General features: G+C 70.6%; 16 protein-coding genes. 5 read left to right on the top strand and 11 right to left on the bottom strand.

Annotated features, from left to right (window positions below):
* Positions 1-60: 60 nt before the first annotated feature.
* Entirely contained in the window at positions 61-462 is a 402-nt protein-coding gene (locus KDL01_RS01180; protein WP_307846004.1) for a VOC family protein, read from the bottom strand.
* Positions 463-566: 104 nt separating this feature from the next.
* Here KDL01_RS01180 and KDL01_RS01175 point away from each other — a divergent pair, with 104 nt between their 5' ends.
* Positions 567-1,631, top strand: a complete 1,065-nt coding sequence (locus KDL01_RS01175) for a helix-turn-helix transcriptional regulator (RefSeq protein WP_212526384.1) — start codon at positions 567-569, stop codon at positions 1,629-1,631.
* A 49-nt stretch (positions 1,632-1,680) separates the two neighbouring features.
* Here KDL01_RS01175 and KDL01_RS01170 read toward each other — a convergent pair whose 3' ends face one another.
* From KDL01_RS01170 to KDL01_RS01155, 4 genes are all read right to left on the bottom strand, one after another.
* On the bottom strand, positions 1,681-2,079 hold the full coding sequence (locus tag KDL01_RS01170; protein WP_212526383.1) for a TIR domain-containing protein: 399 nt from the start codon (positions 2,077-2,079) through the stop codon (positions 1,681-1,683).
* On the bottom strand, positions 2,076-2,549 hold the full coding sequence (locus tag KDL01_RS01165) for a DUF6884 domain-containing protein (RefSeq protein ID WP_212526382.1): 474 nt from the start codon (positions 2,547-2,549) through the stop codon (positions 2,076-2,078). Before KDL01_RS01165 ends, KDL01_RS01170 begins: the two co-directional genes overlap by 4 nt.
* 109 nt (positions 2,550-2,658) lie before the next feature.
* Complete coding sequence (locus KDL01_RS45040; RefSeq protein ID WP_212526381.1) at positions 2,659-4,515, bottom strand: DUF6461 domain-containing protein; 1,857 nt, start codon at positions 4,513-4,515, stop codon at positions 2,659-2,661.
* A 66-nt stretch (positions 4,516-4,581) separates the two neighbouring features.
* Positions 4,582-5,679, bottom strand: coding sequence for a GH12 family glycosyl hydrolase domain-containing protein (locus tag KDL01_RS01155; protein ID WP_212526380.1), 1,098 nt, complete (start codon positions 5,677-5,679; stop codon positions 4,582-4,584).
* A gap of 289 nt (positions 5,680-5,968) precedes the next feature.
* On the opposite strand from KDL01_RS01155, the gene KDL01_RS01150 reads away from it, so the two are divergent.
* Positions 5,969-7,189, top strand: coding sequence for a PucR family transcriptional regulator (locus KDL01_RS01150; RefSeq protein ID WP_212526379.1), 1,221 nt, complete (start codon positions 5,969-5,971; stop codon positions 7,187-7,189).
* A gap of 74 nt (positions 7,190-7,263) precedes the next feature.
* Positions 7,264-8,136 (top strand): YwqG family protein, encoded by an 873-nt coding sequence (locus KDL01_RS01145; RefSeq protein WP_212526378.1) that lies wholly within the window; start codon positions 7,264-7,266, stop codon positions 8,134-8,136.
* An 8-nt stretch (positions 8,137-8,144) separates the two neighbouring features.
* Here KDL01_RS01145 and KDL01_RS01140 read toward each other — a convergent pair whose 3' ends face one another.
* The 3 genes from KDL01_RS01140 to KDL01_RS01130 form a co-directional block, all read right to left on the bottom strand.
* A complete protein-coding gene (locus KDL01_RS01140) occupies positions 8,145-8,915 on the bottom strand; it encodes an SDR family NAD(P)-dependent oxidoreductase (RefSeq protein WP_212526377.1) in 771 nt (256 codons plus the stop codon).
* A 61-nt stretch (positions 8,916-8,976) separates the two neighbouring features.
* Complete coding sequence (locus KDL01_RS01135; protein WP_212526376.1) at positions 8,977-9,759, bottom strand: SDR family NAD(P)-dependent oxidoreductase; 783 nt, start codon at positions 9,757-9,759, stop codon at positions 8,977-8,979.
* Between the two features lie 82 nt (positions 9,760-9,841).
* Positions 9,842-11,365, bottom strand: a complete 1,524-nt coding sequence (locus KDL01_RS01130) for a hypothetical protein (RefSeq protein ID WP_212526375.1) — start codon at positions 11,363-11,365, stop codon at positions 9,842-9,844.
* A gap of 274 nt (positions 11,366-11,639) precedes the next feature.
* Between KDL01_RS01130 and KDL01_RS01125 the strand changes: the two genes are divergently transcribed.
* Both KDL01_RS01125 and KDL01_RS01120 read left to right on the top strand, forming a co-directional pair.
* On the top strand, positions 11,640-12,038 hold the full coding sequence (locus KDL01_RS01125; RefSeq protein WP_212526374.1) for a hypothetical protein: 399 nt from the start codon (positions 11,640-11,642) through the stop codon (positions 12,036-12,038).
* Positions 12,039-12,120: 82 nt separating this feature from the next.
* Complete coding sequence (locus KDL01_RS01120) at positions 12,121-13,032, top strand: hypothetical protein (protein WP_212526373.1); 912 nt, start codon at positions 12,121-12,123, stop codon at positions 13,030-13,032.
* On the opposite strand, the gene KDL01_RS45035 is transcribed toward KDL01_RS01120, so the two are convergent.
* Genes KDL01_RS45035 through KDL01_RS01105 form a run of 3 tightly spaced genes read right to left on the bottom strand, consistent with a single transcriptional unit; the run spans position 12,999 to position 16,040 of the window.
* Positions 12,999-14,927, bottom strand: a complete 1,929-nt coding sequence (locus tag KDL01_RS45035; RefSeq protein ID WP_212526372.1) for an ABC transporter ATP-binding protein — start codon at positions 14,925-14,927, stop codon at positions 12,999-13,001. The two genes, KDL01_RS01120 and KDL01_RS45035, sit on opposite strands and share 34 nt — an antisense overlap.
* Positions 14,920-15,462, bottom strand: coding sequence for a peroxiredoxin family protein (locus KDL01_RS01110; RefSeq protein WP_212526371.1), 543 nt, complete (start codon positions 15,460-15,462; stop codon positions 14,920-14,922). The genes KDL01_RS45035 and KDL01_RS01110 overlap by 8 nt, the downstream gene beginning before the upstream one ends.
* Positions 15,459-16,040 (bottom strand): MauE/DoxX family redox-associated membrane protein, encoded by a 582-nt coding sequence (locus KDL01_RS01105; protein WP_212526370.1) that lies wholly within the window; start codon positions 16,038-16,040, stop codon positions 15,459-15,461. Before KDL01_RS01105 ends, KDL01_RS01110 begins: the two co-directional genes overlap by 4 nt.
* Positions 16,041-16,171 lie beyond the last annotated feature (131 nt).

Here is a 16,171-nt window from a genome sequence, read left to right as displayed (position 1 = left end):
CTATTCCATCGCACTTCAGGGTGCTCGCGGTACTGCGACGCGAGCACCCGTGGCCGGCTGCTACCGGGCGAACTTCTTCACCGCGTCGGGGGTGACGGGGGTGAAGAAGTTGACGAGGTTGCCGTCGGGGTCGCGCACCAGCAGGGACCGGTTGCCCCACGGCATGGTGGTCGGCTCCTGGTTGACGACGGTGATCTCCGTCCCGGCCAGGCGCCGGTAGAGCTCGTCGACGTCGTCCACGAGGAACTCGATGATGACGCTGTGGTTCTCGCCCGGACGGGCCGCGCCGGGCGCGAACGCGGCGACCGTGCGGGTGCTGCCGATCGCGAGCGTCGCGCGCGAGGTGCGCAGCTCGGCGAAATCCTCGGTGTAGCGGCTTGCCGGAACGGCGGTGGCCGTCTCGTAGAAGGCGACGAGGCGCGCGACGTCACCGGTGATGACGCGGATCGAAACGAAGTCCACGGGGATCCTCCTCGGGTGGTGAATACCTTTGTGCTTCGCACGCTAGTCCCAATAGTGGACAGAATCGGTCCGGTATTCGCGGTATTCGCGTAGAGTGGGGAAGCGTGAATCGACCCACCGGCCGCGTGCTGATGCTGCTGGAGCTGCTGCAGTCCGGCGGCGTGCGGACCGTGGCCGAGCTCGCCGACCGGCTGGGCGTGGACGGCCGCACGGTGCGGCGCTACGTGGGCCAGCTGATCGACCTCGACCTTCCGGTCGAGTCGGTGCGCGGGCGCTACGGGGGCTACCGGCTCGCCCCCGGTTACCGTCTGCCGCCGCTGATGCTCGATGACGACGAGGCGCTCGCCGTGCTGCTCGGCCTGATCGCCGGGAGCCGGTCGGGGCTGACGACGCCGATGGGCACGGCGAGCGAGACGGCCGCGGCCAAGATCCGCCGGGTGCTGCCGTCACGCCTGGCCCGCAGGCTCGAGAGCGTGCTCGACGCGCTCTCCTTCACCTCGGGCCCTGGCCGGATCGCTGCCCCGGACCCCGAAGTCCTGCTCACCGTCGCCGACGCGGTCAGCCACCGTCGACCGGTCTCGGTCAGATACACCGACCGCGAGGGCCGTGTGAGTGACCGCACCCTGCACCCGTACGGGGTCGTGAGCCATGGGGAACGCTGGTATGTCAGAGCTCTCGATGCCCGCAGCGGCGAGGAACGCAGTTTCCGCCTCGATCGCATCACGGGCGCCAGAGCGCAGCCCGGATCGTTCGAGCCCCCCGAGGGGATCGATCCGGCCCAGCGCGTCGTGGCCGGCCTCGCCACGGCTCCGTACCGCCACGAGGTGACCGTCTGGATCCGCGGAACGGTCGAGCGGATCCGAACCCGCCTGCCGGAGAGTATCGCCACCATCGAACGCACGCCGGGTGGACCGGCCGGACCAGGCGGACAGAGCGCGGAACCGGAGACCGAACTGGAGACCGAACCGGAGACCGCGGACTGGCTACGCGTCGAACTACGAGTCGAGCAACTCGACTGGTTGCCGCCGCTGCTCGCCGCGCTGGACCTGCCGTTCGAGATCGAGCGCCCGGACGAACTGCGCGAGCGCGTCCTCGCACTCGCCGACCGGCTCGCGGCCAGCGCGCGTCGGACTGGACAGCGCCACCACAGCCCGAATCCGACCGTGTGACTGGATGATCAATCCCACATGATGCCTGCGGAGGGTGTGGGTCGGGCGGTCAGGCGGCGTCAGGGTCGACTTCGGGGTGCGTGAACCGCACGGGCTTGCCCAGCGACCGGGCGTAGGCGATTTCGGCGCGGGTGCTGTCTCCGATGTAGTCGCCGACGACGAGTACCTCGTCAGCGAGCCGGATCTTCGCCCGGTGCAGAGTGTCGAGTCGAACCTTCAGCGCCTCGGCCTCGCTGGGATCGGACCAGAGTTCGTGCGGCGACTTCACGTCACAGCCCGGTTTGACGACGATCTTCCCGGCTGTGGTCTCCCGCAGATCGGCCTCGGCCATCTCGGTCATGAAGCGGGTGGAGCCGCAGATCACGACGATACGCGGGAGGTTCAACAGCTTCTTCGCGTCGGCGAGCTTCTGCTCGGGGGTGAGCAGTTGCGGGTGTCCGGGGGTCATCGTGGCTCGTCACCCGCATCGTTCGTGCCCGCGGTCGCCCGGCGGACCCGGGCGCCGAGGTACTCGATCGGGGCGGTGAGCGCGGCGGCGTAGGCGCCGCCGGCGCTGATCTCCACGATGTCGCCGCGGCCGACCGGGCTGGCCAGGCAGAGTTGCTCGGCCACGAAGCGGCCCCAGGCCCGCTGGTAGTTCACCGACTGCTCGGCGAGCGAGAAGGAGTAGGGCGCGAGGACGTCGCCGGGGGCGAGCAGCCCCCAGCGGCCGCTGATGACGAACCACGGCACACCGCTCGCCTCGGCCCGGGCCCGCCGGCGTACGAACAGCGGGCTGACGTACAGGTCACGGGCCGCGGCGGGCTCGCTGAGCTGGTCTTTTCCACCTCCGACGAGGATGACGGACACTGCGGTCGACGAGGCGGCCGCAGACGCGGCGGACGGTGTCGCGGGATCAACGCCGGGGTGCATGGGCATGGCAGATAGGTACACGATCGCGGCGCGGCGCGCCAACCCGGGGGCGGGCGACAGCACGGGCCTGGGAGACGTCCGCTGCCGGACAGGGCGACGGTAGCCTGATGCCGCGCTAGTTCGGCAGCCGGTAGACGACGTCCTGCGACGTGATGCGTTCGAGTGCCTCCTCGGTGAAGACGTGGCCGGTGAAGCGTTCGACGGCGACGAGGCCCTTCTCGTGTTTGTCGCGGTAGTCCTCGAAATCGATGCCGCGCAACGCTTCCACGGTGGCCGGGTGATCCGATTCGTACCCTGCGAATCCCGGCTCGAAGGACTCGAGGAGCCGACCGCCCTCGGCGAGCGTCAGGCAGGTGAGCGCGTTGACGTTCCAGTACATGCTGGCGGCACGTCCCTGGCGCGAGAGCTTGCGGACGATCTCGCTGTCAGCGCCCTGAAAACCGTTGTCCTCGACGGCCAGCACCCCGCCGCCGATGTCGAGGACGGCGATCGAGGCGATCAGCTTGTTGCGGTCCTCGTGCTGCTCGTGGCTGATGGACGCCGTCGGCTCCGGACGGTCGGGATCGCCGCCGAAGATGCGGATGAGCTCCTCGGGCGTCACGCCGGTGGCGATCGTGACCGTGGCGGCTTCGCGCAGGAACGACCCGCTGATCCAGCGGTAGGCGGCCTCCGGCCGGACGACCGTACTCGGCTCCGGTTCGCCGCGCAGCCGGTGCCCGAGACGGTCGACTGCCCGGTGCACGATCTCGGGCGCGGCCGGTGCGCGCCACACGACCAGCTTGTAGCGTTCTTCATCGCGGTCGCCGTCTCTGCCGCTGACGTGCACGCGAAGCCGGTAGTGCCCTGGCCAGGGCGGCGTCTGTGCTTTGAGTCGCGCGTCGGATTCGCCCTCACCGGACCCCACGACGGACGCGAGCCCCCGCGCTGCATTCCAGCTCACCTCCACGACCTCGTCCCAGGTCTTCGTGTCGACCTCTTCGGGCGCGCCCTCGCGTATTGCCAGGTCCACGCGCACCGCGCCGGCCGCGGCGCCGGTCTGGATGACCACACCGCTGGATCCGACGGCGACCAGCCCGTTGCCGCTGAAGTCCGAGGTCTCGGGCCAGGCGCCGTCAGTGAGTGCGAAGCCGCGGCCCTCGGCGAGTGACACCGAGCCGTGAGTATGGCGAGGGAGGAGGAAGCGGGCCCGCGCCTCCGCGAGCACCGCTTCGGTATAGCCGGGCGGCATCTCCACTTCGCGCAGCAGCATGGCACTCGCGCCGAGAGCCAGTCCGATGACGGCCGACGGGCCGCCGGCGTACGCCGGGAGATCGGCCGACTTGATCACGGCGGAGACCGTCGCGACCGCGAAGGCCAGGTATCCGGCGCCGTGAGCGCTCGCGAGTGAGCGCTCATCCTCGCCCGAGACCGTGGCCAGCAGCGGTGCGATCGACTCGTGTGCCACCAGCATCCGCGTCACGGTCTCGACCAGTGCGGCGGTTCCAGGACGCAGCTTCTCGACGAAGGTGGCCGCCCGGCGCGCCTCGCTCTCGTCGCTCGATGACACGAAGGCAACCACCGTGCCGTGCGTGCGGGGCGCCTGACCGGCCAACGCCGTCGGGCCCGCGACGTTGAACGCTGCTACGTCCAGCCCGGCAACCTCGAACGCTGCGACGTCCAAGGCTTCAACCGCGACTTCGAGGGCGCCGAGCAGCCGCTCGGCGAGCATCACTTCGAGCGATGCCAGTGCGGCGAGCACGGCCGGGCCTCCCCCTTGGTCGGCCGTCAACCGGTGCGGCTTGAGCTGAGGGCCGGTGACCCTCTCCTCGGGGCGTCCCGCACCGGCGGCGGCCAGCGAGGACACCTCCACCGACCTGCCCAGCCTGCCCAGCGCGGCGGCGGGCCGGGGCGGGATGACGCCGACGAGCCCCGGCATCACCAGCGCGACCGCCGCCGCGAGCTCGTCGACTGCTGCGTCGGGATTGCCTTCCACCGCGTTCCTCCTGTCGCCGTCCCCTGGGACGCCTGCGCGAGACGCACCGGCAGTCTTGCAGGTGGATCAGCTACAGGTGAACCCGGTCGGTACCGCGTCATTGCTCGTATAGGTGCCGTTGAAGCCGACTTCGACCGAGGCCCCGGGCGCGATCGTGCCGTCGTAGGAGGCGTTGGTCACGGTGACCGCTTCGCCCGATTGGCTGTAGTCGCCCGCCCACATGCTGGTGATCTTCGTGTCGCCAGGGAAGGTCCAAGTCAGGGTCCAGCTGTTGAGCGGACTGTTGCCGGTGTCGGTCACGACGATGTTGGCCTGCATGGAGCCGCCGGAGCTGTTGTTGAGCGTGTACGCCACCGTGCAGGACGGCGGCACCGGGGCGGCGCCGTTGACGGCGACGGAGAAGGAGTTGGTGGCCAGTCCGGCGCCGCCCTGCCAGATCTCGAAGCCGGCCTCGATGTCGATGAGGTAGCAGGAGCTGGACAGGTAGCCGCGGCTGACCGCGTCCTGGGCCAGCGGGGCGAGGTCGAGGCCGCTGACCGAGGTGGCCGACGTCGTCATGGTGTACGAGACGGTGTCACCGAACCACTGGCTGCCTTCCCAGACGTTGTAGCCCCGGCCGCCGACGGTGACGCCGCTCGCCACCTCGGTGCCGAACGGTTGGACCGGGCCGTTGTGGTTGAGCCAGACCATGAGCTCGGTGCAGTTGGGCTGGCCCGTGGTCGTCGCGGTGTGGTTGAACCAGACGTCGTAGGCGACGTCGTAGTCGCTGCTGCCGCCGGGCTGGGTGGTGGACCAGCTCGTGGTGACCTTTCCGGTCGTCAGGCTCGACACTTCAACGGGTGTCGAGGTGAGCCCGCCCGAGGTGCAGACGCCGAAGTGGCAGCCCTGATAGATCGACGGGTAGGCGCCCGGAGCACCGTTGGTCGCGTTGTCGATCGCCGAGTCGGCCACGCTGAAGTCGGCGTTTCCGTCGGTGGTGATGCACTCGGCGGCGCCCGATCCCCACTCGTCGTTCTGCACGTTGTAGACGCCGCCGACCGCCGGAGCCGTCTGCTCCTGGCACAGCTGCGTGGTGGCCGCTTGGGCGTTGCTCGCCACCGTGAGCGACCCCAGGCCTAAGAGCACTGCGGTCACGATGCGGGTGGCCCTACCGAACTTTGTCACGGATAGCCTCCTTGGTGGTCCGCGGCGAGTCGCCTGCCCTCGACCTGCCTTGAGGATCGGTTGCGTGCGTCGTCAGAACCTTCACGCTAAGCGGCCCCCTGCCGTTTGTCGCAGCTACCTGCGAACCTGGTCCGATCCGAACTCGTCTGGGCAGCTCATGGCGCCGCGCGCGGTACGCCGGAGTGAAAGCTTCACTGCCGGCTACGGCCGACATGCCCCTCCCGGAAGGGGTCGGCTGAGGAACTAGGCTTGGCGGGACTGGCCAGGAGAAGGGGAGTTCGGCAAGTCCATGAGCCGCAACGAGTTGGCCGAGCTGGCCACGTGGGCCGAGGCGCAGCTGCCCCGGCTGATTTCCGACGCGTGCGCCGCGACCGTCGAGCGCATTGCGTTCTACCGCGACGAGCAGGTCGTGCCCGCCGAGGAGCTGAGCCGCTCGATCGAGCGCAATCTCCGCTTCCTGGTCACCGCGATCGGCCACCCGCAGGCTCCGCTCGACCTGGCCGCCCCGGAGGCCACCGGCCGCCGGCGGGCTCAGCAGGGTGCGCCGTTGCCCGAGGTCTTGCAGTGCTACCGGATCTGTTTCACGTCGCTGTGGGACGCCCTGGCCGAGCGGGCCCGCCACGAAGCACGGCCCGAGGCCACCGAGGCGCTGCTCACGGCGGCGGGCATGATCCTGCGGCTGACCGACCAGCACGCTCTCGCGCTCACCGAGGCATACCGGGCGGCGACCGCCGAGTTGCTGCTCGCCAGCCAGCAGCGGCGCTCCGCTTTGGTAGAGGCCTTACTCACAGGACAGCGCAGCCCTGATGCCGCCCCCTGGGAAGCCGCGGCGCTTCTCGGCCTTCCCGCCGACCGACAGCTCGTGGTCGTGGCCGCGGACACCCACGCCCTGGCCGAGGCGAGCCTGCCGGGCGTCGAGCGCAGACTCGCTGCCCAAGGCATCGTCTCCGCGTGGCGGCTGACTCCGAACCAGCAACTCGGCGTGATCTCCGTAGCCGCCAAGCAACACGAGACGCTGCTGGCCGTCCTGGGGGAGATCGCCCTGGCACGCACCGGCGTGAGCCCGCTCTATCGCGCGCTCACCGACACCCCGCGCGCCCTGCGCCTGGCCCAGGCGGCACTCAGCGCCCTGCCGGACGGCAAGGCCGAAGTGCGTGTGTTCGACCCGAGCCCGCTGGCCGCGCTGATGGTGTGCGAACCCGCCGAAGGCCACCGCCTCGCGGACGAAGTACTCGGCCCCGTCCTCGGCCTGCCCCCGGAAGACCGCACGCCGCTGCTCGAGACGCTCCACGCCTACTTCGAGCACGCGGGCTCGGCAGAGCGTGCCGCGGAAGCCCTTTACTGCCACCCGAACACCGTCCGTTACCGACTCCGCCGCGTACAGGAACTGACCGGCCGCTCGCTCTCCGAACCGCACGGCGTCGCCGAACTCGCGGCCGCCGCGTACGCCCTGAGCTTCAACACGTCGAGAACGCTCCGCGCCGGACGGCAGCTGCCTCTTCGGAACTAAGACCATTGTCCGTAGGAACAATCCTGCGGCGCAGCCCTGGCTCGGTCCCGACGGGGCCTGGCACGATGAAGTCCATGCAGATGAGCGATTCCCCGCTGGCGCAAGCCGGACTCCAGTACTTCAGTGCCGCCGACGCCGAGACATGGATGGGACTGCTGCGCCCCGCCTTCCACCTGCGGGCGCTCGAGCCCGGCGAGCAGCGCGTGGGCTACCTCGGCGGCGACCCCGACCTGCCCGCTGACGTGGCGTGGCCGACGTGGGAGGGGCACGGGCCGCTGTACTTCGTCGCGGCCCTCGACTGCTCCCAGGTGCCGACGCAGCACCTCGACATCCCGCTGCCGCAGGACGGCACCCTGCTGTTCTTCTACTTCGACGGACTCGGCGACAGCTCGGTCGCCTACAACGACCCGGACAGCGTCATCAACGGCACCCGCGTCCTGTACGTCCCGGCCGGCAGCGCCACGGCCCCGCGTACCCGTCCCGACGGAGCCGACCCGTACCCGCGCCTCGACCTCGCCGGCGAGATGATCACCACCGTCCCGGACAACGGCAACCCGGCGCTCATCGCGGCGTTCGGCGACCCCGACGACGCGGTCGGCTACTGCGACTACCCCACCACCGACCCCGACGGCGCCGACTTCTGGGAGGCGCTGACCGCGTTCCGCCGCGACCACTCGCCGCACCACCGCATCGGCGGATACGCGCTGCCGCTCCAGGGCCAAGTGGAGCCGGAAGGCGCCCACATCTTCCACCCGGCCGACGACGAGCAGGACGCCAAGGCCCGCAAGGACACCGCCGCCCAACTCGTCCTGCTCGCCCAGATCGACAGCGACGCACGCACCGCCATGGGTTGGGGTGACGCCGGCCGGCTCTACTGGCTGATCCGCCGCGACGACCTCGCCGCGGGCCGCTTCGACCGGGCCACCTTCACCTGGCAGTGCGAATAGCGCCGAACCTACGGCAGTTGCGCGCCGGTGATCTCGGCGAGCCGCGCGAGCAGCGTGTCCTGCTGCTTCTCGTCCAGCGCTTCCGGGTTGGCCGTGAGGGTACGGCGGTGCTTGAGGTAGCGGCCTGATCGGGTCGCCTCGTCCTCCTCGCCCGTGGCGAGCCACACCGGCGTGTCAGCACCCTGCTCGATCGTGTCGGTGGCGGCGGGTCCGCCCATCCGCGTCTTGATCCAGCCCGGGTCGACGGCGTTGACGATCGTGTCGGGCCAGCGCCGCGCGACGGCGAAGGCGAGCATGACGTCGTAGAGCTTCGAGTCGCTGTAGGCCTGCATCCCGTCCCACTCGCGACTGCCGAACTGCAGGTCGTCCCAGTGCACCTCGCCGTCCTCCTGGAGTCCCGAGGTCAGGTACACCAGGCGGGCCGGGCGCGGCATGAGCGCGGTCAGCAGGTAGGGCGCGACCACGTTGATCTGGAAGATGCGCTCGAGGCCGTCCTGGGTGACGGACCGCTCGGGCACGCCCCCGCCGACGCCCGCGTTGTGGATGACCACGTCGAACGGCCCGAGCTGCCCGGCCTGTTCGGCGATCTCGCGCGTCTGTGCCAGGGAACCGAGGTCCCCGACGAGGACTCCGGCGGCGTCCGGCAGCGCGGCGCGGGCCTCGGCGGCACGGGCGGCGTCGCGCGCGTGCAGCACGACCTTGTGCCCGGCCGCGATCAGCGTGGCGGCGGTCTCCAGGCCGATGCCCTGGGTCGAGCCGGTGACGAGGATGCTGGTCACGATGTGTGTTCTCCTGTATGAGCGGTGAGGGTCTGGCAGGGCTTTGACTTCGAGCTCGACTTCAGCGCGCGGTCCAGCCGCCGTCGACCACGAGGGTGTGCCCGGTGACGAGGGAGGCCGCGGGGGAAGCGAGGTAGAGCACGGCCGAGGCGACCTCGTCCGGCACACCGATCCGGTGCAGCGCGGCGATCCGCTCCACGACGTCGGCGCGGAACGCCGGGTCCGCGAGCGCGGGCTCGGTGCCCGGGGTGTCGATGAACGTCGGCGCGACCGCGTTGACGGCCACGCCGTGGCGGCCCCACTCGACGGCGAGGCACTTGGTCAGGTGCGAGATCGCGGCCTTGGTCATGCAGTACACGGATTCGGTGGGCAGCGCGACGAGGCCGGCCTGGGAGGAGAGGTTGACGATCCGTCCGCCGCCCCGGGCGATCATCCGGCGGCCCACCGCCTGGCAGGTGAAGAACGTGCCGCGGACGTTGATCGCCATGACGCGGTCGTAGTCCGCGGGCTCGACCTTCTCGGCCGGGTTCCCGATGGCGATCCCGGCGTTGTTGACCAGGATGTCGATCCCGCCGAAGTACTCGTCGGCACGCGCGGTCGCGTCCTCGATCTGGCCGAGATCCGTGACGTCCATCTGCAGCGGCAGCGCGCGCCGCCCGAGCGCCTCGATCTGTGCCGCGAGCTCGACGCCTGAGGCCTCGTCGCGCAGGCCGAGCGCCACGTCCGCACCGGCCGCCGCGAGCGCGAGGGCGATGGCCCGGCCCAAGCCGCGCGCGGCACCGGTGACCAGGGCGGCACGGCCGGTCAAGTCGAACCCGTTGGGCTGCGCCACGGCACCGTCCACGATTCCTCCTTCATCTGCGCCGCACGAGGTGAGATCGGCGGCGAACGTCGAGGGGCCCGGCGGGCGGAACCCGCCAGGCGCCTCATCCTGCGCATCCGTGCAGCTTAGGGCAGCGCGGGTTTCGCGTTCCGGGGCGTCCCACCACCCGGTGAACGCGGGATCCCGGCCTGGTCGAGCAGCTCGTGCAGGCGCTGCGCGGGAAGGCCCGAGTTGCTCGCGGCCGCCTGGGCGTGTTCGGGGTCGTGGAGAAGCTCCGCGAGCAGCTCGGCCGGGAGCAGTGGGCTCGCGGCAGCGGCCGCGCGGACTCGGAGTCGGCGAGTTGCGCCACCGGCGGCTGGGGCAGCGTGGTGTCGGCGGTGGCGAGGGCGCGTACCTCAGGGTCCTGGTGGTCGAGCAGGTAGGCCAGGCCGGTGCGAGGCAGCCGCGGATCGCCGAGGAGGTGGCGGCGGCTTCGGCGGCCGGCGATGAAGGCTTCGAGCAGGAGATGGGGCGGGGCGAGGGGGTGGTTGTACGCGAGCAGGTGGCGCACGTCGTCGTCGGGATCCTGGGCGAGCCGCTCGGCCAAGCCGGTTGGCAGCTGAGCGAAGCTCGCGGCGATCCGGCGCAGCAGCGGGTGGCCGGAGAGCGCGCAGGAGGCGAACCACTCGGGCGGCGCCGGGTTGAACGACCACTCGCGGATCATGCCGATATCGTCAGCGGATCTGCCTATGAAAGAGTCGATGATCCGGCATTGGGTTTCGGTGCGTGGCAGCTCGTGCACCAGGATTCGCGTGCGCACCACGGGTTCGGGATCCTCGGCGAGCCGCGCGTAGAGATCCGGGTCGAGATCGCTTCGAGCGGCGACACGCGCGCGGATGGCCGGATCGGCCTCGCGCGCGAGTCGTTGGACGAACTCGTACGGGGTGTGCGGGTTGCCGGCCAGGGCCCACAGATTGCGCTGCTCGGCGAAGCAGCGTTCGGCGACAGCGGGGGAGACGGCGTAGTTGGCCAGGATCATATAGCGGTAGTGGCAGTCCTGATCGGGCAGCTGCTCGGCCGCCGTCTCGGGGTCCAAGAGGCGTAGGTGCCATCGGAGCGGTTCCTGCACTTCGGGGGCGGGGTCGATCAGCAGTGGCGCGCGCTGTTCGGGAGTCAGAAACAGCCACATGCTCACGCCGAAGGCCCGAACCAGGGGGTCGGGGTGGGTGAGCGCGGCCCGCCGAAACGACTGGGGAACCTGGCCGGAGCCCGACAGTTCCTCGCGGATCTCGCGCGCGGCGATCGTAGCCGGATTGCCGTCCGGATAGCGCGCCGTGAGCAGCCGGACGATCGTGGCGTCGGGCAGTGGTTTGGGCCGGCTCATGTGCGACGGACCGGTGGCCAGGGCGGCACGGACCCAAGGGTTGGCGTCCTCGACGAGCCGGGCGCGTTGCTCCGGCTCGACATACGGGTTACGGGCGATGCCGACACGCACGGCGCGCGCGGGATGCGTGAGGACCGCTTCGATGACGTCCTCGGGCAGAGCGCGCTCGCGGCACAGCGTCCGCCACGCGGGTCGGCCCTCTTCGCCGAGCAGGCGCAGCAACACACTCGACGGCGCGGCCGAGTTGCCGGCCACGCCGAGCATCCACGACTCCGTCAAAGGCGAATCAGGCATCGGATCATGATGGCAGCGACGGCCCGACCGTGTCGATCGCGGTGCTCGAGGTGGAGCTCGGAGTTCGGAGTTCGGAGCTCGGAGTTCGGCCAGGTGTATCCGGGCACGGTGAGTCGGGGACGTCCGGCGGGGCGGTACTTCGATGGACGATCCCGCCGAACGACGGTGATGGTGACGGTGGCTGAGGCCGAGGCCGGCGCGCGATCACCCCGCCTCAGATAACAGGCCCCACGGTCCTGGCCTCGTGTTCACCTACGTCTGGGCGTTCGACGATCTGGGCGACCACGAGGCCGTCGAGGCGTATGCGAGGCCGTTCCGCGAACGCGGTGGACGTGTGCTGTTCCTGGAACTCGAGGCACCCCAGAGCGAACGACTGCTGCGCAACGTGGGCGAATCGCGCCTGGCCGAGAAGCCGTCGAAGCGCAACCTGGAGTCTTCCCGGCGCAGCCTGTTGGAGCTCGACACGCGCTACCAGCTGAACTCCGGCGGCATGTTCGACGAGCGCGAGGACTACCTGCGCCTCGAGAACACGCTCCGGACACCTGGTCAGGTTGCCGACGAAGTGATCGCTCACTTCGGACTGTGCGCTCCCGCCGAGGCGAAGGTCGTCTCGCGGGTAAAAGGACTCGCGACGCCGGGATAGTGCCGCTGATACTTGCCTCGATGACTGATTACGACAGCCCTGGGACCTTCGGGGGCAGTTGCGTCGCGGACGTGGCATCGCGGTGCAACGCGCGGAGACCGAGCCGACCGCGGCCGAGGCAGTGTACGAGTGCCTGTTCGAGGACCTGCGCTGGGATCATGCCTGCGATGAGCGTGACAGTTATCTTGCCGGACTCATACATCGGCTGGGACTGCCGTTGGCCCCGATGGAGCGACGTATCCTCGACGAGATCTCCGCCTCGCGCGAAGCGAGGCCACGGGCGGGATCCGCATACCGAGCGCGACGGCAGGAAGCGACTGAAGCCTCGCTTGATGACCTGGTCCGGGGTGTCGCGACCGGTGGCCAAGAACGTGCCCACGCGCTGGCGGAACTGGGGCGGCGAGGTGAGCATCGTGTTCTCGACCTCGCTGAAGAGATCTGCCGGGACAACCCGCCGGCGGGAGTTCCCGGCATGTCGCAGGCACTCGATCACCTGGGGTCGGCCGCCGTTCCTCGGGCCCGCGTATGGAGTGTGGGCGGAAGCCCCACGCTGGCGCGCCTCGGGATCAGAGTATTGGCCGAGCATGGAGACACCGGCGATGTCGGGACGCTGCACGCGGCCCTGAACGGCTACGTCGCCGGCGGCGATTGGTGCGCGGCCGAGACTCCCGCACGAGGCTTGGGAAGAATCGGCGCGCCTGACGCGGTCGGCGACCTCATGGCCGCCTGGGAGGCCACTCCTCATTCGCTGGCCAGGCCGAATTTCCTCCAGGCGCTCGTCGGGTGCCGTGCGCCCTGGGCTGAGGCGTGTGCTGAAGAGGGTCTGTTCGACTGCCAAGAAGAAGTCCAGATCCTCGCGTGCGCAACGGCACCTGACAGCGTCGGAGTCCGGCAGCGGCTGCGTGAGATCGCCCGGGATCCGCTCGTTCCCCAGGCTCACGAAGCGGCGGACGCCAGGCTTCAGCTCTTGTCCGAGCCCTGCCCGACGGACTGACCCACTCGCGGCTCGACTTCGTCGCCGAAGCCCTGGGCCTGGAGGCGGAACAGGCGCGCGTAGTCGCCGTCGGCGGCGAGCAGCGCATCGTGAGCACCCTGTTCCACCACCCTGCCTTCGCGCAGCACCACGATGTGGCCGGCTCGGCGGATCGCGTCGAGGCGGTGGCTGATCAGGAGTCCGGTCTTGCCCTCGAGCAGGGTCCTCATGCGGCTGCGCTGCTCGGCCTCCGCGAACGGGTCGAGGCTGGCGGCGGGTTCGTCGAGGATGAACAGGCGTGCTCGGCCGCGTACGGCGGCGCGGGCGAGGGCGACGCGTTGCCACTGGCCTCCGGACAGCAGCACGCCGGGGACGGCGGCGCCGGGTGTCGAGGGGCGGGCGTCGGCGAACATGCGGCTGAGCATGCTGTCGTAGCCGACCGGGAGCCGGGTGACGATCTCGTGCGCGCCGGCCGCCTCGGCCGCGTCCTGCACGGCCTCGCGCGTGACGCCGAAGCCCGGCTCGCCGCCGTCACCGTCGGCAGCGCCACCGCCGCCACTCCCGCCGCCGTCACCACCGGCCGCGCCGAGCGCGATGTTGTCGTGTGCGGACAGGTCGTAGGTCATGAAGTCCTGGAACACGGCGCTGACCCGGGAGCGGTACTCGGCCATGGCGATCGTCCGGATGTCGACGCCGTCCCAGGTGATGGTGCCGCGCGTCGGCTCGTAGAGGCGGCACAGCAGCTTCGCGAGCGTCGACTTGCCCGCGCCGTTGAGCCCGACCAGCCCCACGACGACGCCCGGCGGCAGGCACAGGTCGAGGTCGCGCAGGATCCAGGGGCCGTGTTCGTCGTAGCGGAACCAGACGGACTCGAAGCGGATGCACGGAGCGAGACGGTCTGCCGGGGGAGTGGCTGCGGCCGCCGACGACGCTTCGGGCCTCGGCGCGTGCGGGCCGTCGTGGACGAGGCTCGTGTAGTGGCCGAACAGGGCGAGCGTCTGCGAGAGGTTCGCGATCTGGCTGACGATTCCGGCGACGCCGCTCTGCACGCCGGCGAGTGCGGCGATCAGGACGGCGAGGTCGCCGACCGAGCCGTTGCCGTGGGCGATCTCGAAGACGACGGATCCGAGCGCGCCGCCGGATGCGACCGCGGTGAGCAGGGAGAGCGCGGCGTCGGTGCGCAGGGTCGCGACGTCGACGGTGCGGTCGAGCCGGTTCGCGTGATCGGTCTCCTCGCGCAGCCGGTGCAGGAGTGGCAGGCCGATGCCGAACAGCCGGATCTCCTTCGCCGCGCGCAGGTCCAGGAGGAGTTGGACGTAGAACAGTTGTCTGCGAAGGTGCGGTGCCGAGCTGACCGTGGCGTTCGCGCGCAGGCGCACGAGGCGTCGCTGGGCCACGATGCCGGGCGTGGCCGAGAGGATCACGAGCAGGGTCGGCAGCGGCGCGAAGGCGGCGCAGCTGAGCAGGAAGCCGATGGTGGCGATCGCGCTCTGCAGGATCGAGAGCACGGTGCTGACGAGTTGCTGTGGACCCGAGGCGGCGGCCTGCTGGGCGAGCCTGACCTGGTTGTGGAAGCCCGGGTTCTCCAGGGTCGCGAGGTCGTCGCGCGCGGCCACCGCGCCGAACAGTTCTTGCTGCGTGTGCAGGCCGACCCGCCGGGTCAGCTCTCGCGACGCGTAGCGGTTCGCGTGCTGGAGCAGGGCGCCGAGGGCGGCGAGCGTGATCAGCGCGCCGGTTGGCCAGAGCAGCGCGCCGTGCGCCGGGTGCCCGGTGCCGAGCCGGTCGATGAGCTCGGCGGTCAGATCGGCGGCGGCGACGGGAACCAGGCCGGCGACGGTGGTGGCCAGCAGTTGGACCAGGGCGAGGACCGGGGCGCAGCGCCAGGGCAGACGCAGGACCCTGAGTAGATTACGCACCGGCCGCCGCGGGTTCGCGGTTGGCGTTGGAGGCGATCAGCGCGGCGGCGGCACTCGCGCCCTTGCCGAGCACGGTCCCGTCCCCGCGGACCAGGAAGAAGGCGGGAGTGCCGCGCACGGCGAAGGAGCGGAACGCCGCGCGCGCCGCGTCGTCGAGTACCGGCGTGCCGACGCGGTCGAGCAGTGCGGCGTACTCGTCGCGTTCCGTGCCGCCCGGCCCGGCCAGTACGGCGATGGGGTGCACGCCGGCGTCGCCGAGTGCGGGTACGGCGTTGGCGAAACGCGGCGCCTCGGTGCGGCAGGAGGGGCAGCCGACGCTGAAGAACCCGAACAGTACCTCGGTGTCCTCGGGGACGCCGGGAACGGTGCGGGCGGCCGGTGTCCGTTCGCCGACCTCTGGGCCGCCGATCTGTTCCGCCGGGGCGGGGCTTGCCGGACCCTGCTCGCGCAGCCGGCGGACGAGGGAGGCGGTGACCGCCAGATGGAAGAGTTCGATGACGCCGAGGATCACCAGGCCGCAGACCAGTGCGATCATGCTGTGCTCCGTGGGGTGAGTTTGCGTGGGTTGAGAATGTCGGCGAACTCGGGCAGGCCGGCTGCCAGTACGGCCGTGAACAGCGCGATCAGGAGGCGGTCCGCGCTCGCTGCGGCGGGTCCGGCCAGCGCTCCGGTGGGTGCCGCGTCCCGTGCCGCGCCCAGCAGCGCGACCACGGCCAGCAGGACGTCGCGCCCCACCTCGAGCGGCCGGGCGGGCGCGCCGCCGGAGCCGAAGCACGCGCAGGATCGGTGGATTCCGCGGCGCAGTCCGAGCCCGAGCGCGGCGGCGAACACGAGCAGCAGCACGGCCGTGCCGATCAGGCAGGCGCGCGAGTATCCGGCGATCCACAGTCCCGCGCCGAGGACCGCCTCGGCGGTGATGATCACGGCGGCGAGCACTTGGGCGGCGGTGCGGGCGCCGCGTGGGCCGAGGCCGCCGAACGAGGCGACCGCTTCGACGTATGCGTCGCGCGCCGCCCGCGTGGCGAGTTTGCCGACGACCGAGTAGGCCAGTACCGCGCTGAGGGAGAGCCGGGCTTGGGCTTCGAACGACCAGATGATGGCGCACCTCTTCACAATCAGACAGTGATCCGTTACTGGATTGCGACAGGTCATTCTGTTCTTGCTGACTGAATACAGGGTTATCAGCTGGCTGCTTCGCGGTCAAGGGCCCTGTTTGGGTTCATCATAAGAATCTTGCTTTGCCT

The sequence above is a fragment of the Actinospica durhamensis genome (genome assembly GCF_018139695.1).
Classification (GTDB): Bacteria; Actinomycetota; Actinomycetes; order Streptomycetales; family Catenulisporaceae; genus Actinospica; species Actinospica durhamensis.
The sequence above is the reverse complement of the archived record's forward strand: the minus strand, read 5'-3'. Positions and strand labels throughout refer to the sequence as shown.